The sequence below is a fragment of the Pseudomonas sp. NPDC088368 genome, assembly GCF_044753445.1.
Classification (GTDB): domain Bacteria; phylum Pseudomonadota; class Gammaproteobacteria; order Pseudomonadales; family Pseudomonadaceae; genus Aquipseudomonas; species Aquipseudomonas bambusae.
The window spans coordinates 1-13,450 of sequence record NZ_JBIVNG010000023.1; the positions used below are offsets into that span (position 1 = coordinate 1).

A 13,450-nucleotide genomic window follows, 5' to 3' on the forward strand; every position below is an offset into this window, starting at 1 on the left:
ATCCTGAACCTGTAACCCGTTGATCTTCAAGGAGTTTTCGGTTCCGACTGCGCCGGAAGTGGGGCGAATTATAGACACATCCGGAGGGGCGTCAAGCACTTATTTGAACTTTATTCCAAATTCAGCGTAACACGCCCAAACGCCTTCTTCCCGGCCTGACAAACATGGGTCGCGCCTACTTTAAAGACAAAGCCACGATCAACCACTTCACCATCTATACGCACACCACCAGACGCCAACAGGTCGCGAGCAACCGCAGCGTTCTTCACCAACCCTGCCTTATTAAGGATGGCGCCGATTGGCATGTCTTCAGTCGCTGATACCGATATCTCGGGCAAGTCTTCAGGCAGCTCGCCATCTTTCATCCGGTTGCCCGCAGAACGGTGCGCAGACGCAGCAGCCTCTTCACCATGGAAACGCGCCACGATTTCTTCCGCCAGCTTGATCTTGATGTCCCGGGGATTCGCGCCGGCTTCGCAATCAGCCTTGAAACCTTCGATCTCTTCCATGGAGCGGAAGCTCAGCAGCTCGAAGTAGCGCCACATCAGTGCGTCAGGGATAGAAACGAGCTTGCTATACATAATGCCCGGCGCTTCCTGGATGCCGACGTAGTTACCCAACGACTTGGACATCTTCTTCACGCCATCCAGACCTTCAAGCAACGGCATGGTCAGCACGCACTGCGCTTCCTGACCATAAGCACGCTGCAGCTCACGCCCCATGAGAAGGTTGAATTTCTGATCGGTGCCGCCCAGCTCGACGTCGGCACGCAGCGCCACCGAGTCGTAGCCCTGGACCAGCGGATAGAGGAATTCATGAATGGCGATGGACTGGTTCGACTTGTAGCGTTTGTCGAAGTCGTCGCGCTCCAACATACGCGCCACTGTGTACTGCGACGAGAGACGGATAAAATCGGCCGGGCTCAGTTGATCCATCCAGGTGGAGTTGAACGCCACCTCGGTCTTGGCCGGATCGAGAATCTTGAAGACTTGCGCCTTGTAGGTCTCGGCGTAATCGAGCACCTGCTCACGAGTGAGCGGCGGACGCGTGGCACTTTTGCCGCTCGGGTCGCCGATCATGCCGGTGAAATCGCCAATCAGAAAGATGACCTGATGGCCCAACTCCTGGAACTGCCGCAGCTTATTAATAAGCACCGTGTGACCCAAGTGCAGGTCAGGGGCCGTAGGATCGAAACCGGCCTTGATGCGCAGTGGCTGACCACGCTTAAGCTTTGCGACCAGTTCGGACTCGACCAGGAGTTCATCTGCACCACGCTTGATCAGCGCGAGCTGCTCTTCAACCGACTTCATTTCAGCCCCGTAATGCCTTATTTCAAAGGGAAACAACCATACAAGATCACCGCCCAAATACAAGTTCTGGCAACAGATGCTCGACGAATCAGGGAACGATCCGAACGCAAGCTTGCCTCAGGCAGGATTTGGTTATATTTTATACAGTTATTTCATCTTCATCATGTCATTCATCTTTTCCATTTCATCTTTTTTCAAAGTCAAAATTACCTATGAACGACACTCCGCCTAAAGCGCCTCCGCTTTATCCGAAGAGCCACCTGCTTGCAGCCAGCGGTATCGCCGCCCTGCTGAGCCTGGCCCTTCTGGTTTTTCCATCCAGTGATGTCGAAGCCAAGAAAACCAACCTGAGCCTCGAACTGGACACACCGGTCGATCAACTCAAGCAACAAGAAGACGCTCAAACGCAGTCTCAAGCCACAGAGTCCTCCACAGATTCCCCTTTTGCGCAGATCGACAACAACGCAGATGAGCCGGAAGACACCGCCAGCAGTGCGCCAGCCGCCACTCCCGACAAACCCGAAAAGGAAGTCGCTGCGGCTGCAAAAAGCCCAACTCATCGGGAAGTTGTGGTCTCCAAGGGCGATACCCTCTCTACCCTTTTCGAGAAAGTCGGCCTTCCACCCGCCGCTGTCCATGAAGTGATTGCCAGCGACAAGCAGGCCAAACAATTCAGCCAACTGAAGAATGGGCAAATCCTGCAGTTCGAGCTATCGCCCGAGGGCAAGCTCAAACAACTGCACAGTAAGCTCAATGACCTCGAAAGCATCAGCCTGTCGAGGACCGACAAGGGCTACAGCTTCACCCGCGACGTCAACAAACCAAATGTACGCACCGCGTATGTTCACGGGGTAATCAGTAACTCTCTGTCCCAATCCGCACAGCGCGCCGGCTTGAGCCATAGCATGACCATGGATATGGCGAATATCTTCGGCTATGACGTGGACTTCGCGCAGGACATTCGCAAGGGTGACGAATTCGACGTGATCTACGAGCAAAAAGTTGTCAACGGCAAGACCGTCGGCACCGGCAATATCCTGTCTGCTCGTTTCACGAACCGCGGTAAGAGCTATACCGCCGTGCGCTACACCAACAAACAAGGCAATACCAACTACTACACCGCCGATGGCAACAGCATGCGTAAGGCATTCATCCGTACACCGGTTGAATATGCTCGCATCAGCTCCTTGTTTTCGATGGGTCGCAAGCACCCGATCCTGAACAAGATCCGCGCCCATAAAGGCATCGACTATGCTGCACCACGGGGCACGCCGATCAAGGCGACGGGTGATGGGAAAGTGATTCTGGCTGGTCGCCGTGGCGGTTACGGCAACACGGTGATCATTCAGCACGGCGAGACTTACCGCACGCTGTACGGCCACATGCAAGGATTCGCCAAAGGCATCCAGAACGGTTCCAGCGTCAAGCAAGGCCAAGTCATCGGCTATATTGGAACAACCGGCCTGTCGACAGGTCCGCATGTACATTATGAGTTCCAGGTAAATGGCGTTCACGTTGACCCGTTGGGTCAGAAGCTGCCAATGGCAGACCCGATCGCCAAGTCCGAAAAACAGCGGTTCATGCAGGAAAGCCAACCTCTGATGGCGCGCATGGACCAGGAAAAGGCCACCATGCTGGCCTCGAGTAAGCGCTGACCTATGACTTTATATGTAGGTGTAATGTCCGGAAGCAGTCTGGATGGACTCGACTTCGCACTCGTAGAACAGGATGACCGACCGCGTCTGCTCGGCACCCACTACATTCCTATGCCCGACGACCTGAGGGCAGAGCTGCTTGGCTTGTGCGCCAGCGGCCCAGACGAGCTAGCCCGTGCTGGCATCGCCGAGCAGAAATGGGTCCGCCTTGCCGCTCAGGGTGTGCTCGCGCTCCTGGATCAGCAAAACAAACTGGCTGGTGAGATTCGCGCCATCGGTAGCCATGGCCAGACGATTCGGCATGAGCCGGCGCGAGGGTTCACAATTCAAATCGGTAACCCAGCGCTCCTGGCAGAACTGACCGGCATCACTGTCGTCAGTGACTTCCGCAAACGTGACATTGCGGCAGGTGGCCAAGGTGCACCTCTGGTTCCGGCCTTCCATGAAGCGCTTTTCGATGACAACAAGGACTATCGCGCCGTCTTGAACGTTGGCGGGTTCAGCAACCTCAGCCTGATCGAGATCGACAAGCCGGTTTCCGGGTTCGATTCCGGGCCGGGCAACGTGTTGCTTGATGCGTGGATTCAGGCCCAACGCGGCTTGAGTTACGACAAGGATGGCGCGTGGGGCGAAAGCGGAACGGTTAATGCGGATCTGCTCAAATCGATGCTCAGCGACCACTTCTTCCAGACCAAAGGGCCGAAGAGTACGGGCCGCGAAGTGTTTAACCTCGGCTGGGTGCATCACCATATGTTCCAGCTGCCGACGTTAAAACCCGAGGATGTTCAGGCAACGCTGCTTGAAGTAACGGCATTGAGCATCACTGAGTCGCTGCAATCGGCCCAGGCCCAGACTAAAGAATTATTGGTCTGTGGCGGCGGCGCCCACAACAAGGCGCTGATGGCCCGTTTGGCTGCTCTGCTTCCGAACACCAAAGTCTCCAGCACTGCCGAGTTTGGGGTCGATCCTGACTGGGTCGAAGCCATGGCGTTCGCATGGCTGGCTCATTGCGCTCTGGAAAGCGTTCCGGCAAACCGCCCTAGCGTCACAGGTGCGGCAGGTCTGCGTGTACTGGGTGCGATCTACCCTGCTTGATCCAAAAGGCAGAATGCAAAACGCCGCGCATCTGCGCGGCGTTTTCGTTTACAGCGAATGACTCAGATCGAGAACGAAGAACCACAGCCGCAGGTCGTTGCGGCATTCGGGTTCTTGATCACGAAGCGAGAGCCTTCGAGACCTTCCTGATAGTCCACTTCTGCGCCTGCCAGGTACTGGAAGCTCATCGGGTCAACCACCAGACTGACGCCTTCGCGCTCAACGATGGTGTCATCGTCGGCCACGTCTTCATCGAAGGTAAAACCGTACTGGAAACCGGAACAGCCACCGCCAGTCACGAAAACCCGCAACTTCAAGCGGTCATTGCCCTCTTCATCGACCAGGGTTTTCACTTTGTGCGCTGCACCGTGCGTGAATTCCAGAGCCGTAGGTGTGAAGGTTTCAACACTCATGCTCAATATCTCCCGGCGGTAAGCCGTCATAATGCGTAATGACGGGCATTATCCGCTTCTCCTACAAAATCGGTCAACTATTGTGAAAGCAGCCACGAGCTGCGAGCGACAAGCTGCAAGTGAAGAGCTTGCGACCCCGCCCGACCTCGGAGCTTGCCGCTTACCGCTCGACGCAGCTTTTATGGAAGCAACGCTGCGTGGGACAGGCCCATGCGCTCGTCCAGTTCAAACATGATGTTCATGTTCTGCACAGCTTGACCTGACGCACCTTTGACCAGATTGTCGATGACCGACAGCACGACGACCAGATCGCCGCCTTGAGGACGATGCACCGCAATTCGGCAGACGTTCGCGCCGCGCACGCTTCGGGTTTCCGGGTGGCTGCCTGCGGGCATGACGTCGACGAACGGCTCGTTGGCGTAACGCTTTTCGAACAGTGCCTGCAGGTCGACAGACTTATCCACAACAGTCGAATACAGGGTGGCGTGAATGCCACGGATCATCGGCGTCAGGTGCGGCACGAACGTCAGGCCGATATCGCCACCGGCTGCACGACGCAGGCCCTGACTGATTTCCGGCAGGTGACGATGGCCTTTCACGGCATACGCCTTGAAGCTCTCGCTGGTTTCAGCATACAGCGAACCCACGCTTGCGCCACGACCTGCACCGCTGATGCCGGACTTGCAGTCAGCGATCAAGCGGGTCGGATCGGCCAGCCCCGCTTCGAGCAACGGCAAGAAGCCCAATTGAGTGGCGGTCGGGTAGCAACCCGGTACAGCAATCAGCCGCGCACCTTTTATTTTCTCGCGATTGACTTCCGGCAGGCCGTACACCGCCTCAGGCAGCAGTTCCGGCGCGCCATGCGGCTGGTTGTACCACTTGGCCCATTCGTCCGCGTCTTGCAGGCGGAAGTCGGCGGACAGGTCGATGACCTTGGTGCCCGCGGCCAGAAGCTCGCCCGCCAAGGCATGTGCAACGCCGTGCGGAGTGGCGAAGAACACCACATCACACGCGCCCAGTACCTTCACGTCCGGCACGCTGAATGCCAGGCCGTCATAGTGGCCGCGCAAGTTCGGATACATGTCGGCCACCGGCAGACCTGCTTCGGAACGCGAGGTGATCGCGACCACTTCAGCTTCTGGATGCTGTGCCAGAAGACGCAGCAACTCGACGCCGGTGTAACCCGTGCCACCGACGATACCGACCTTGACCATAACGTGCCCCTCAACGAAACCACTGGAAAGCCGCAGATGATAGGAGTCCAGAGCCTGCGGGACAACCGTGAACGTGACGTACGAGCACCCATGCCACTACTATTTGCGCCACCGTGATTGTGGAAACTTAAAAATGCTCTGGATTAAAGCGCTGCACATCGTCTCGATGGTCTGCTGGTTCGCCGGCCTGTTCTACCTCCCCCGCCTGTTCGTTTACCACGCCATGAGCGAAGACGCCGTCAGCCGTGAGCGATTCTGCACCATGGAGCGCAAGCTCTATCGCGGCATCATGGGCCCTGCGATGATCGGCACGCTGGTGTTTGGCATCTGGCTGATTACACTCATCCCCGGCTACCTCCAACAGGGCTGGATGCACGCCAAGCTGACACTGGTCGTGATCCTGATTGGCTATCACCATATGTGTGGCGCTCAGGTCAAACGCTTCGCCCGGGGTGAGAATGGCCGCAGCCACGTGTTCTACCGCTGGTTCAACGAAATTCCCGTACTGATTCTGCTGGCGATCGTCATCTTGGTCGTGGTCAAGCCATTCTGATCCCAGTGCACTAGACGCCTCTAACCCAAGACAAGGAAGCCAAGCATGGCAGAACACTTCAAGATCGTTTTCGAAGGACAGCTGCGAACGGGTGTGGACCTGGAAACCGCTCGCCTCAATCTCGCGCAATTGTTCAAGAGTGATGTGTCCGGTATCGATCGGCTATTCACCGGTAAACCGATGACGGTCAAACGTGGCCTGACCCGTGATGATGCGCAACGGTATTTGAAGGCATTGAATGATGCCGGTGTCGAAGCCCGGATCGAGCCAGAACCATCCGTCGCATGGACGCTGGAGGAAATTGAAGAGCCCGCTCAGGCGAAGCCGGCGTTCGAGCCAGCTGCGTCGCCTTATGCGCCGCCCCGTGCATCGGTGACCACCGAGTGGCCAACCGAAGGCGAATTAAAAGTCTTCACTGTTCAGGGTCGTATCGGACGCCTGCGTTATCTGGCGTGGTCAATGGTGCTGAGCTTCGTGGCGATGCTGCTTGCGGCCTTGTGTTTTGGGGTGCTGAGCATGTCGCTGGTGGCTGGAGGCCTGCTGGCCACCGTGCTGGTTATCGTCTTCCTTGTGGTGAGCATTCAGATGGGCGCTCAGCGCCTCCACGACGCGGGGTGGTCCGCGTGGCTGTTGCTGCTGAATCTGATACCCCTGGTGAACAGCGTTTTTCCACTGCTCATGATGGTGATCCCGGGCAACGCGGGCCCTAACCGTTACGGGCCGCCACCGCCCAAAAACACCCGAGCGGTGAAAGTCCTCGCCGTGCTTTGGGTCGTTTTCCTTGCTCTGGTGTTCGTCGCAGCGCTCTTGGGCGGCTTCCACAAAGTCAAAGAGGAAGTCAAAGCCACAACCGGTGAATATGAACAATCGTTGCCTTATGACGACGACTCGGACCAGCCCACACCCGATGTACAGGTTGACCCCGCAACGCCTCCCGATGCAGGCGACGGCGACGACGATCAATAACTGCCTGATCGCATGGAGGCGGTCTCGACATTTGCAACATTGGAGAAATGCATGACCCGTTACGCCCTGGTCACAGGCGCATCCAGCGGCATTGGCCTGGCCATGGCCGAAGCCCTGGCCCGCCGTGGCCGCAATCTGATTCTGGTTTCCCGTCATCGGGACATGCTGGAAAGCATCGCGCTTGAGTTCACCCAGCGTTTCGGCGTTGAGGTGCTGTTCCGCGCCTGCGATCTGGGCGAGCCGCTGCGGCTGTCGGGTTTTTTGCTGGAGCTGGAAGAGGGTGAACGCCAGATCGACCTGCTGGTGAACTGCGCAGGCATCGGCAACAGCGGTCCGTTTCTCGCGCAAGAATGGGCGCAGGAGCAGGATCTGCTGGACCTCAACGTGCTGGCGCTTACCCGTCTCTGCCACACCGTCGGCAACCTGATGGCGGTGCAAGGTGGCGGGCAAATTCTCAATGTGTCTTCGATCATGGGCTTTCAGCCCGGGCCATGGATGAGCACATACGCCGCCAGCAAAGCTTTCGTGCTGCATTTTTCCGAAGGGTTGCGCGAAGAGTTGAAAAAGACCGGCGTGAAGATCTCCGTGCTGTGCCCCGGCCCTACGCGAACGTCGTTCTTCAGAACCGCGCAGCTCAACGCGGACAAGTTCACCAACGATAAAACCATGAGCGCCGAAGAGATCGCGCTGTATACCGTCCGCGCGCTCGACAAAAATCGCGCGGTGATCGTGCCGGGCTGGCGAAACCGCTTCCTGACTCGCCTGCCTCGCTACGCCGGGCGCTGGATGACGCGGAAAATCTGGGGGTCGATCCTCAAGTCACGCACATCCGTCTGACCGGCTAAGGAACAACAAACGGCTGGGCGTGAACCGACACGCTCAGTACACTCGTCCCACCCCTCTCGAAAACGGAGCAACAAGGCTGTGGAGACTCTGTTCACCAAGATCATCAACCGGGAAATTCCGGCCAAGATCATCTACGAAGACGATCAGGTGCTGGCGTTTCACGACATCGCCCCTCAAGCGCCGGTGCACTTTCTGGTCATCCCGAAAAAGCCCATCGCGACCCTCAATGACGTGACCGAAGAAGACAAAGGCCTGCTGGGCCACATTCTCTTCACCGCGCAGCGCCTGGCCAAGGAGCAAGGTTGCGAGGACGGTTTCCGGGTGGTGATGAACACCAACGAGAAAGGCGGCCAGACCGTCTATCACATTCACATGCACGTGTTGGGCAAGCGTCAAATGACCTGGCCGCCGGGCTAAGTCGCGATTTCAACGACTTACACCCGCCGAGCGTCTATCACGGGCATCGGCGGGCTGACGCAGGGCAAGCCTCGTCACGGCGATTGAGGTAGACTGGCCGCCATGGATTTATCCGGAGGTGCCCATGGCTACCGAACGTCACTACTCCCCTATCGACCGCTTCCTGCTCCAGGCCGATGCCGCGATGAAAACGCTGCTGCCCGCCAGCGCGCATGCTCATCGCCCTTCCCCCGCCATCGTGCAACCCGACACCAAGATGAATGAGACCGACGCAAAACACGTCGCGGGGCTCATGCGCATCAACCATACCGGCGAAGTCTGTGCGCAGGCGCTGTATCAGGGCCAGGCCCTGACCGCGAAACTGCCGCATGTGCGCAAGGCGATGGAGCACGCCGCCGAGGAAGAGATTGATCACCTGGTGTGGTGCGAACAACGCATTCGCCAGCTCGGCAGCCATACCAGCGTGCTGAACCCGCTGTTCTACGGCATGTCATTTGGCATTGGCGCGGTGGCCGGTCTGATAAGCGACAAGGTCAGTCTGGGGTTTGTCGCGGCGACAGAAGATCAGGTTTGCAAGCACCTGAACGAGCATCTGGAGCAATTGCCGATCGAGGACGAGAAGTCCCGGGCGATCCTGGAGCAGATGCGCACCGACGAAGAGTTACATGCCGAAGGCGCCATCGAAGCGGGCGGTTATCGGTTCCCGGCGCCGGTCAAGTTTGGCATGAGCCTGCTGGCCAAGGTCATGACCAAGAGCACCTATCGGGTTTGATCTAAGCGTTGCCGCAGGTTGCCTGCTTTACTGTAGGAGCGAATTCATTCGCGAGACGTAGGTACAGGCGACAGGAAGGTGTCGAATGTACTGACCTCTCGTGAACAAATTCGCTCCTACAGGTTTTTGGGCTGTGCTTTGGCTTGCCGGTGATGGCTGCCCCCGCCAGCAAATCATTGCGATACAGAGTACCTCAACCCAATTCGATGATTTCGTAATCGTGGGTGATTTCGACGCCGGCATTACCCAGCATGATCGATGCCGAGCAATATTTCTCAGCCGACAGCTCGATCGCACGCTTCACCTGAGTTTCTTTCAGCCCACGCCCCTTGACCACGAAATGCAGGTGGATCTTGGTGAACACCTTCGGGTCTTCAGTGGCGCGCTCGGCCTCCAGAAACGCTTCGCAGCTTTCAACGGGCTGGCGGGCTTTCTTCAGGATGCTGACCACGTCAAAGTTACTGCAACCGCCCAGGCCGATCAGCACCATCTCCATCGGGCGCACGCCCAGGTTACGGCCGCCGCTCTCGGGTGGGCCGTCCATCACGACCACATGACCGCTGCCCGACTCGCCGAGGAACATGGCCTCACCCGCCCATTGAATACGCGCTTTCATCCCAGGACTCCGATGCTTGAAAAAAGGCGGCCAGCTTAGCACAGGGCCGAGATGTCGCTGAGTGGACCGGAAATGTCGAGAAGCGACAGAAATGTAGGAAATTTCTGAAAAAAAGGGGAATTGCCGCTGCTGAACTGCGACAAATCGGAAATACTGCCGATACCTATAAGAATGCCGGAAGGCGCAGTTTTTTACGGGACACACCGATGGTTGTCATGACCCCACCGAACAAAATGAAACTGCTCGATAAGCTCCTCCCCCACGCACAGCGACGACGCTGCGCCGCCAAGACCAACATTATCTGCGCAGGTGAACAGTCCGAGTCGCTGTACCTGATTATCAAAGGTTCCGTCACGATTCTGATCGAGGACACTGATGGCCGGGAGATGATCGTCGCTTATCTCAACAGCGGGGATTTCTTCGGCGAACTTGGCTTGTTCCAGCAAGCCAGCACCGAGCCTCAGCGCAGCGCTTGGGTTCGGACCAAGACCGAGTGCGAAGTGGCCGAGATCAGCTACGCCAAATTCCGCGAGCTGAGCCAGCATGATCCAGAGCTGATGTACGCCATGGGCGGCCAGATGGCCGAGCGCCTGCGCAATACCACGCGCAAGGTGGGTGATCTGGCGTTTCTCGATGTGACCGGCCGTGTGGCACGCAGCCTGTTGGACCTGTGCAAACAGCCTGACGCCATGACTCATCCTGACGGCATGCAGATCAAAATCACTCGCCAGGAAATCGGCCGAATCGTAGGTTGCTCGCGAGAAATGGTCGGTCGCGTGTTGAAATCGCTGGAAGAACAGAAGCTGGTTCACGTACGCGGCAAGACCATGGTGGTGTTCGGCACGCGCTGATCGCCGTTACAGCTCTGCGAAAAGTTTCGCGTATCGCTCGGCAAGCCGGTCGAGGAAATCCGGGGCGGCGAACTGTTCGTGCAGCGCGATGTGACTGTCGGCGCGACACCGCTGGTCAAGATCGCACATCTGATTGAAACGGTTGACGGCGTTGACCATCTCGACCCGCTCGTTATCTAGCAACATCGCTCCATGGGCCAAGACCACTGGCCGCTTGCCGCCTTGGCTCTGTCGCCAACGCTGGGCGGTGCCGACCATCTTGCGACCGTCAAGATTGACGTTGAACCGGCCATCACAGAACGCGCCTTCGACTTCGCCCAATGAGGCCGCGCCGCCCAATTCACCCAGCACATCAAGCATGGGCTGACACAAACGCAGGTAGGCGTTTTCGATGCGATCGCGGTCAGGTTCGGATTGTGGCTGCACATACACCAAGGCGACGTTCACCGTGGCGGGGGATTGAGGCACCGGTTCGCCACCGCTTTCCCTGAGGAGAATCGGCCAACCAAGATCGGCGAGGGTTTCGCTGGCTTCGGTAAAGCCATCAAGGCGACTTGAGCGCCTAGGTATGACCAGCGCGTGATCATCGGGCCGCCAGAACAAGAGGCCGTAATCGGCATCCCCGGCGCAGACCGAGGCCAGCAAATCCTGCTCGGCCTTGAGGCCGGCTTCAACGCAGATGTCTATCGCACGAACGGTCATAGCCATTCAACTCCTCATGGGCCCGACGCCCCTTGTAGGAGTGAGCTTGCTCGCGATCGGGGTGGATCAAACACCACTGCACTGTTTGAACCGACGCTATCGCGAGCAAGCTCACTCCTACAGAGAAGGGGCCTGCCGAAACCGCGCTTTTTCGTCAATCCAGCGTGCTGGCCTTGATCGCCGCATTGCCTTTCTCCGGGAAGAACAGGCGCTGCAATTCCACGCCCGGCTTCTCGGCGCGCATGAATGCTTCGCCCACCAGAAAGGAATACACCTCGCTGATTTCCATCAGCTCGACATCGGCACGGTTGAGAATGCCGCTTTCGGTGATGACCAGACGATCGCGCGGAATGCGCGGCAGCAGGTCCAGCGTGACTTCCAGGCTGACGTCGAAAGTGTGAAGGTTGCGGTTGTTGATGCCAACCAGTGGGGTATCCAAGGTTTTCAGGGCGCGGTCCAGCTCGTCGCCGTCGTGCACTTCCACCAGAACGTCCAGTTTGTTGGCTTTCGCGACGGCAGCCAGCTCGGCCATCTGCACGTCATCAAGGGCAGAAACGATCAGCAGAATGCAATCGGCGCCCAATGCACGGGCTTCGACGACCTGATACGGGTCGATCATGAAGTCCTTGCGAATGACCGGCAGCTTGCACGCGCCACGGGCTTCCTTCAGGTACGCGTCGGCGCCCTGGAAGAAGTCGATGTCGGTGAGCACGGACAAGCACGTCGCGCCGCCCGCTTCGTAGCTCTTGGCGATTTCAGCGGGTTGGAAGTTCTCGCGAATCACACCCTTGCTCGGCGATGCCTTTTTGATCTCGGCGATGACAGCGGGCTGCTTCCGTTTGGCCTGCTCGATCAACGCCTTGGCGAAACCACGGGGTGCATCGGCTGTGGCGACCAGGGTTTCCAGCTCGGACAAGCTGACGCTGGCACGGCGCGCCGCAACTTCCTCGGCCTTACGGGCCAGAATCTTTTCCAGTACCGTCGGCACACTCATCCTTCGTTCTCCTGTTTGAATACCGCAGTAAAGGCGCCCAGCTCTTCCAGTTTTTCGCGTGCGAGGCCGGTGTGCAACGCGTCGTGCGCCAGCTCAACGCCCTCTTTCAACGTCGAGGCATGATCAGCAGCATAGAGCGCTGCGCCCGCGTTGAGCACAATCATTTCGGCGGCTTTCTGACCGTTTTCAGTCTTGCGACGGCCCAACGCATCGCGGATCAGTTCGAGCGATTGCTGCGGGCTGTCCACCACCAGCCCAAACAGGCTCTGACTCTTCATGCCGAGGTCTTCCGGCTGCACCCAGTATTCAGTGACCGCGCCGTTCTTCAGCTCGGCAACGAACGTCGGTGCCGCGAGGCTGAATTCATCCAGGCCGTCCTGAGAGTGCACCACCAAGACGTGCTTACTGCCCAGACGCAGTAATACCTCGGCCAGTGGTCGGCACAGGGCCTGACTGAACACGCCGATGACTTGATGCTTAACGCCTGCCGGGTTCGTCAGTGGGCCAAGCATGTTGAAGAGTGTGCGCAGGCCCAGATCCTTGCGCGGGCCAGCGGCGTGTTTCATCGCCTGATGATGGGTTTGAGCGAACATGAAACCGATGCCCACAGCGTCAATGCAACGGGCCACCTGAACCGGCGTCAGGTTCAAGTAGACGCCAGCCGCTTCCAGCAAATCAGCGCTGCCGCTTTTGCCCGAAACCGCGCGATTACCGTGTTTGGCCACGGTGCAACCTGCTGCCGAAATGACCAATGAGGCAGCCGTGGAGACGTTGAAGATGTTGGCGCCGTCACCCCCAGTCCCGACGATGTCGACCACGCGATCCAGCGTCTTGAGTTCGACCTGACCTGCCAACTCACGCATCACCGAAACCGCGCCGACGATTTCGTCGATGGTCTCGCTCTTCATGCGCATACCCATCAGGAACGCGCCGATCTGCGCCTGGGTGCACTGACCGGTCATGATTTCGCGCATCACGTCGCGCATTTCATCGGTGGTCAGGTCCAGTTGATTCACAACCCGGCCCAGCGCCGTTTTGATATCCAT

Annotated in this window: 15 protein-coding genes; 8 read left to right on the top strand and 7 right to left on the bottom strand. The window is 58.1% G+C overall.

Going from position 1 to position 13,450, the window contains the following annotated elements:
• Nucleotides 1–110: 110 nt before the first annotated feature.
• Complete coding sequence (gene tyrS, locus ACIQAL_RS31185) at nucleotides 111–1,310, bottom strand: tyrosine--tRNA ligase (RefSeq protein WP_341961580.1); 1,200 nt, start codon at nucleotides 1,308–1,310, stop codon at nucleotides 111–113.
• 212 nt (nucleotides 1,311–1,522) lie between these two features.
• Between tyrS and ACIQAL_RS31190 the strand changes: the two genes are divergently transcribed.
• Both ACIQAL_RS31190 and ACIQAL_RS31195 read left to right on the top strand, forming a co-directional pair.
• Nucleotides 1,523–2,965, top strand: a complete 1,443-nt coding sequence (locus tag ACIQAL_RS31190; RefSeq protein WP_401152499.1) for a peptidoglycan DD-metalloendopeptidase family protein — start codon at nucleotides 1,523–1,525, stop codon at nucleotides 2,963–2,965.
• A gap of 3 nt (nucleotides 2,966–2,968) precedes the next feature.
• On the top strand, nucleotides 2,969–4,060 hold the full coding sequence (locus ACIQAL_RS31195; RefSeq protein WP_401152502.1) for an anhydro-N-acetylmuramic acid kinase: 1,092 nt from the start codon (nucleotides 2,969–2,971) through the stop codon (nucleotides 4,058–4,060).
• A 62-nt stretch (nucleotides 4,061–4,122) separates the two neighbouring features.
• On the opposite strand, the gene erpA is transcribed toward ACIQAL_RS31195, so the two are convergent.
• The gene (gene erpA / locus ACIQAL_RS31200; protein ID WP_166595570.1) at nucleotides 4,123–4,473 is read right to left on the bottom strand and encodes an iron-sulfur cluster insertion protein ErpA; all 351 of its coding nucleotides are present in this window, start codon (nucleotides 4,471–4,473) and stop codon (nucleotides 4,123–4,125) included.
• A 179-nt stretch (nucleotides 4,474–4,652) separates the two neighbouring features.
• Nucleotides 4,653–5,687: an N-acetyl-gamma-glutamyl-phosphate reductase gene (argC, locus tag ACIQAL_RS31205; RefSeq protein WP_401152506.1), complete on the bottom strand. Its 1,035-nt coding sequence runs from the start codon at nucleotides 5,685–5,687 to the stop codon at nucleotides 4,653–4,655.
• Between the two features lie 133 nt (nucleotides 5,688–5,820).
• On the opposite strand from argC, the gene hemJ reads away from it, so the two are divergent.
• The 5 genes from hemJ (at nucleotide 5,821) to coq7 (ending at nucleotide 9,241) form a co-directional block, all read left to right on the top strand.
• The gene (hemJ, locus tag ACIQAL_RS31210; RefSeq protein ID WP_166595572.1) at nucleotides 5,821–6,240 is read left to right on the top strand and encodes a protoporphyrinogen oxidase HemJ; all 420 of its coding nucleotides are present in this window, start codon (nucleotides 5,821–5,823) and stop codon (nucleotides 6,238–6,240) included.
• Between the two features lie 45 nt (nucleotides 6,241–6,285).
• Entirely contained in the window at nucleotides 6,286–7,206 is a 921-nt protein-coding gene (locus ACIQAL_RS31215) for a DUF805 domain-containing protein (RefSeq protein ID WP_401152509.1), read from the top strand.
• A 51-nt stretch (nucleotides 7,207–7,257) separates the two neighbouring features.
• Nucleotides 7,258–8,043, top strand: a complete 786-nt coding sequence (locus tag ACIQAL_RS31220; RefSeq protein ID WP_166595574.1) for an SDR family oxidoreductase — start codon at nucleotides 7,258–7,260, stop codon at nucleotides 8,041–8,043.
• Between the two features lie 87 nt (nucleotides 8,044–8,130).
• Nucleotides 8,131–8,469, top strand: coding sequence for a histidine triad nucleotide-binding protein (locus ACIQAL_RS31225; RefSeq protein WP_166595575.1), 339 nt, complete (start codon nucleotides 8,131–8,133; stop codon nucleotides 8,467–8,469).
• 124 nt (nucleotides 8,470–8,593) lie between these two features.
• A complete protein-coding gene (gene coq7, locus ACIQAL_RS31230; RefSeq protein ID WP_401152513.1) occupies nucleotides 8,594–9,241 on the top strand; it encodes a 2-polyprenyl-3-methyl-6-methoxy-1,4-benzoquinone monooxygenase in 648 nt (215 codons plus the stop codon).
• Nucleotides 9,242–9,434: 193 nt separating this feature from the next.
• Here the strand turns inward: coq7 and ACIQAL_RS31235 are convergent, their stop codons facing one another.
• Nucleotides 9,435–9,857: an OsmC family protein gene (locus ACIQAL_RS31235; RefSeq protein ID WP_062385162.1), complete on the bottom strand. Its 423-nt coding sequence runs from the start codon at nucleotides 9,855–9,857 to the stop codon at nucleotides 9,435–9,437.
• A gap of 206 nt (nucleotides 9,858–10,063) precedes the next feature.
• On the opposite strand from ACIQAL_RS31235, the gene crp reads away from it, so the two are divergent.
• A complete protein-coding gene (gene crp, locus ACIQAL_RS31240; protein ID WP_341961566.1) occupies nucleotides 10,064–10,708 on the top strand; it encodes a cAMP-activated global transcriptional regulator CRP in 645 nt (214 codons plus the stop codon).
• Between the two features lie 6 nt (nucleotides 10,709–10,714).
• Here crp and ACIQAL_RS31245 read toward each other — a convergent pair whose 3' ends face one another.
• The 3 genes from ACIQAL_RS31245 to trpD all read right to left on the bottom strand — a co-directional run bounded on the left by ACIQAL_RS31245 (nucleotide 10,715) and on the right by trpD (nucleotide 13,450).
• Nucleotides 10,715–11,410: a biotin/lipoate A/B protein ligase family protein gene (locus ACIQAL_RS31245; RefSeq protein ID WP_401152549.1), complete on the bottom strand. Its 696-nt coding sequence runs from the start codon at nucleotides 11,408–11,410 to the stop codon at nucleotides 10,715–10,717.
• 154 nt (nucleotides 11,411–11,564) lie between these two features.
• Nucleotides 11,565–12,404, bottom strand: coding sequence for an indole-3-glycerol phosphate synthase TrpC (gene trpC / locus ACIQAL_RS31250; protein WP_401152517.1), 840 nt, complete (start codon nucleotides 12,402–12,404; stop codon nucleotides 11,565–11,567).
• On the bottom strand, nucleotides 12,401–13,450 hold the full coding sequence (gene trpD / locus ACIQAL_RS31255; protein WP_401152551.1) for an anthranilate phosphoribosyltransferase: 1,050 nt from the start codon (nucleotides 13,448–13,450) through the stop codon (nucleotides 12,401–12,403). Before trpD ends, trpC begins: the two co-directional genes overlap by 4 nt.

Excerpts from the sequence above, each read along its gene's own strand:
- ACIQAL_RS31190 (WP_401152499.1), top strand. The coding sequence starts at position 1,523 with ATGAACGACACTCCGCCTAAAGCGCCTCCGCTTTATCCGAAGAGCCAC.
- ACIQAL_RS31215 (WP_401152509.1), top strand. The coding sequence starts at position 6,286 with ATGGCAGAACACTTCAAGATCGTTTTCGAAGGACAGCTGCGAACGGGT.
- ACIQAL_RS31220 (WP_166595574.1), top strand. The coding sequence starts at position 7,258 with ATGACCCGTTACGCCCTGGTCACAGGCGCATCCAGCGGCATTGGCCTG.
- hemJ (WP_166595572.1), top strand. The coding sequence starts at position 5,821 with ATGCTCTGGATTAAAGCGCTGCACATCGTCTCGATGGTCTGCTGGTTC.
- ACIQAL_RS31245 (WP_401152549.1), bottom strand. The coding sequence starts at position 11,410 with ATGACCGTTCGTGCGATAGACATCTGCGTTGAAGCCGGCCTCAAGGCC.
- trpD (WP_401152551.1), bottom strand. The coding sequence starts at position 13,450 with ATGGATATCAAAACGGCGCTGGGCCGGGTTGTGAATCAACTGGACCTG.
- trpC (WP_401152517.1), bottom strand. The coding sequence starts at position 12,404 with ATGAGTGTGCCGACGGTACTGGAAAAGATTCTGGCCCGTAAGGCCGAG.
- argC (WP_401152506.1), bottom strand. The coding sequence starts at position 5,687 with ATGGTCAAGGTCGGTATCGTCGGTGGCACGGGTTACACCGGCGTCGAG.
- crp (WP_341961566.1), top strand. The coding sequence starts at position 10,064 with ATGGTTGTCATGACCCCACCGAACAAAATGAAACTGCTCGATAAGCTC.
- coq7 (WP_401152513.1), top strand. The coding sequence starts at position 8,594 with ATGGCTACCGAACGTCACTACTCCCCTATCGACCGCTTCCTGCTCCAG.
- ACIQAL_RS31195 (WP_401152502.1), top strand. The coding sequence starts at position 2,969 with ATGACTTTATATGTAGGTGTAATGTCCGGAAGCAGTCTGGATGGACTC.
- tyrS (WP_341961580.1), bottom strand. The coding sequence starts at position 1,310 with ATGAAGTCGGTTGAAGAGCAGCTCGCGCTGATCAAGCGTGGTGCAGAT.
- ACIQAL_RS31235 (WP_062385162.1), bottom strand. The coding sequence starts at position 9,857 with ATGAAAGCGCGTATTCAATGGGCGGGTGAGGCCATGTTCCTCGGCGAG.
- erpA (WP_166595570.1), bottom strand. The coding sequence starts at position 4,473 with ATGAGTGTTGAAACCTTCACACCTACGGCTCTGGAATTCACGCACGGT.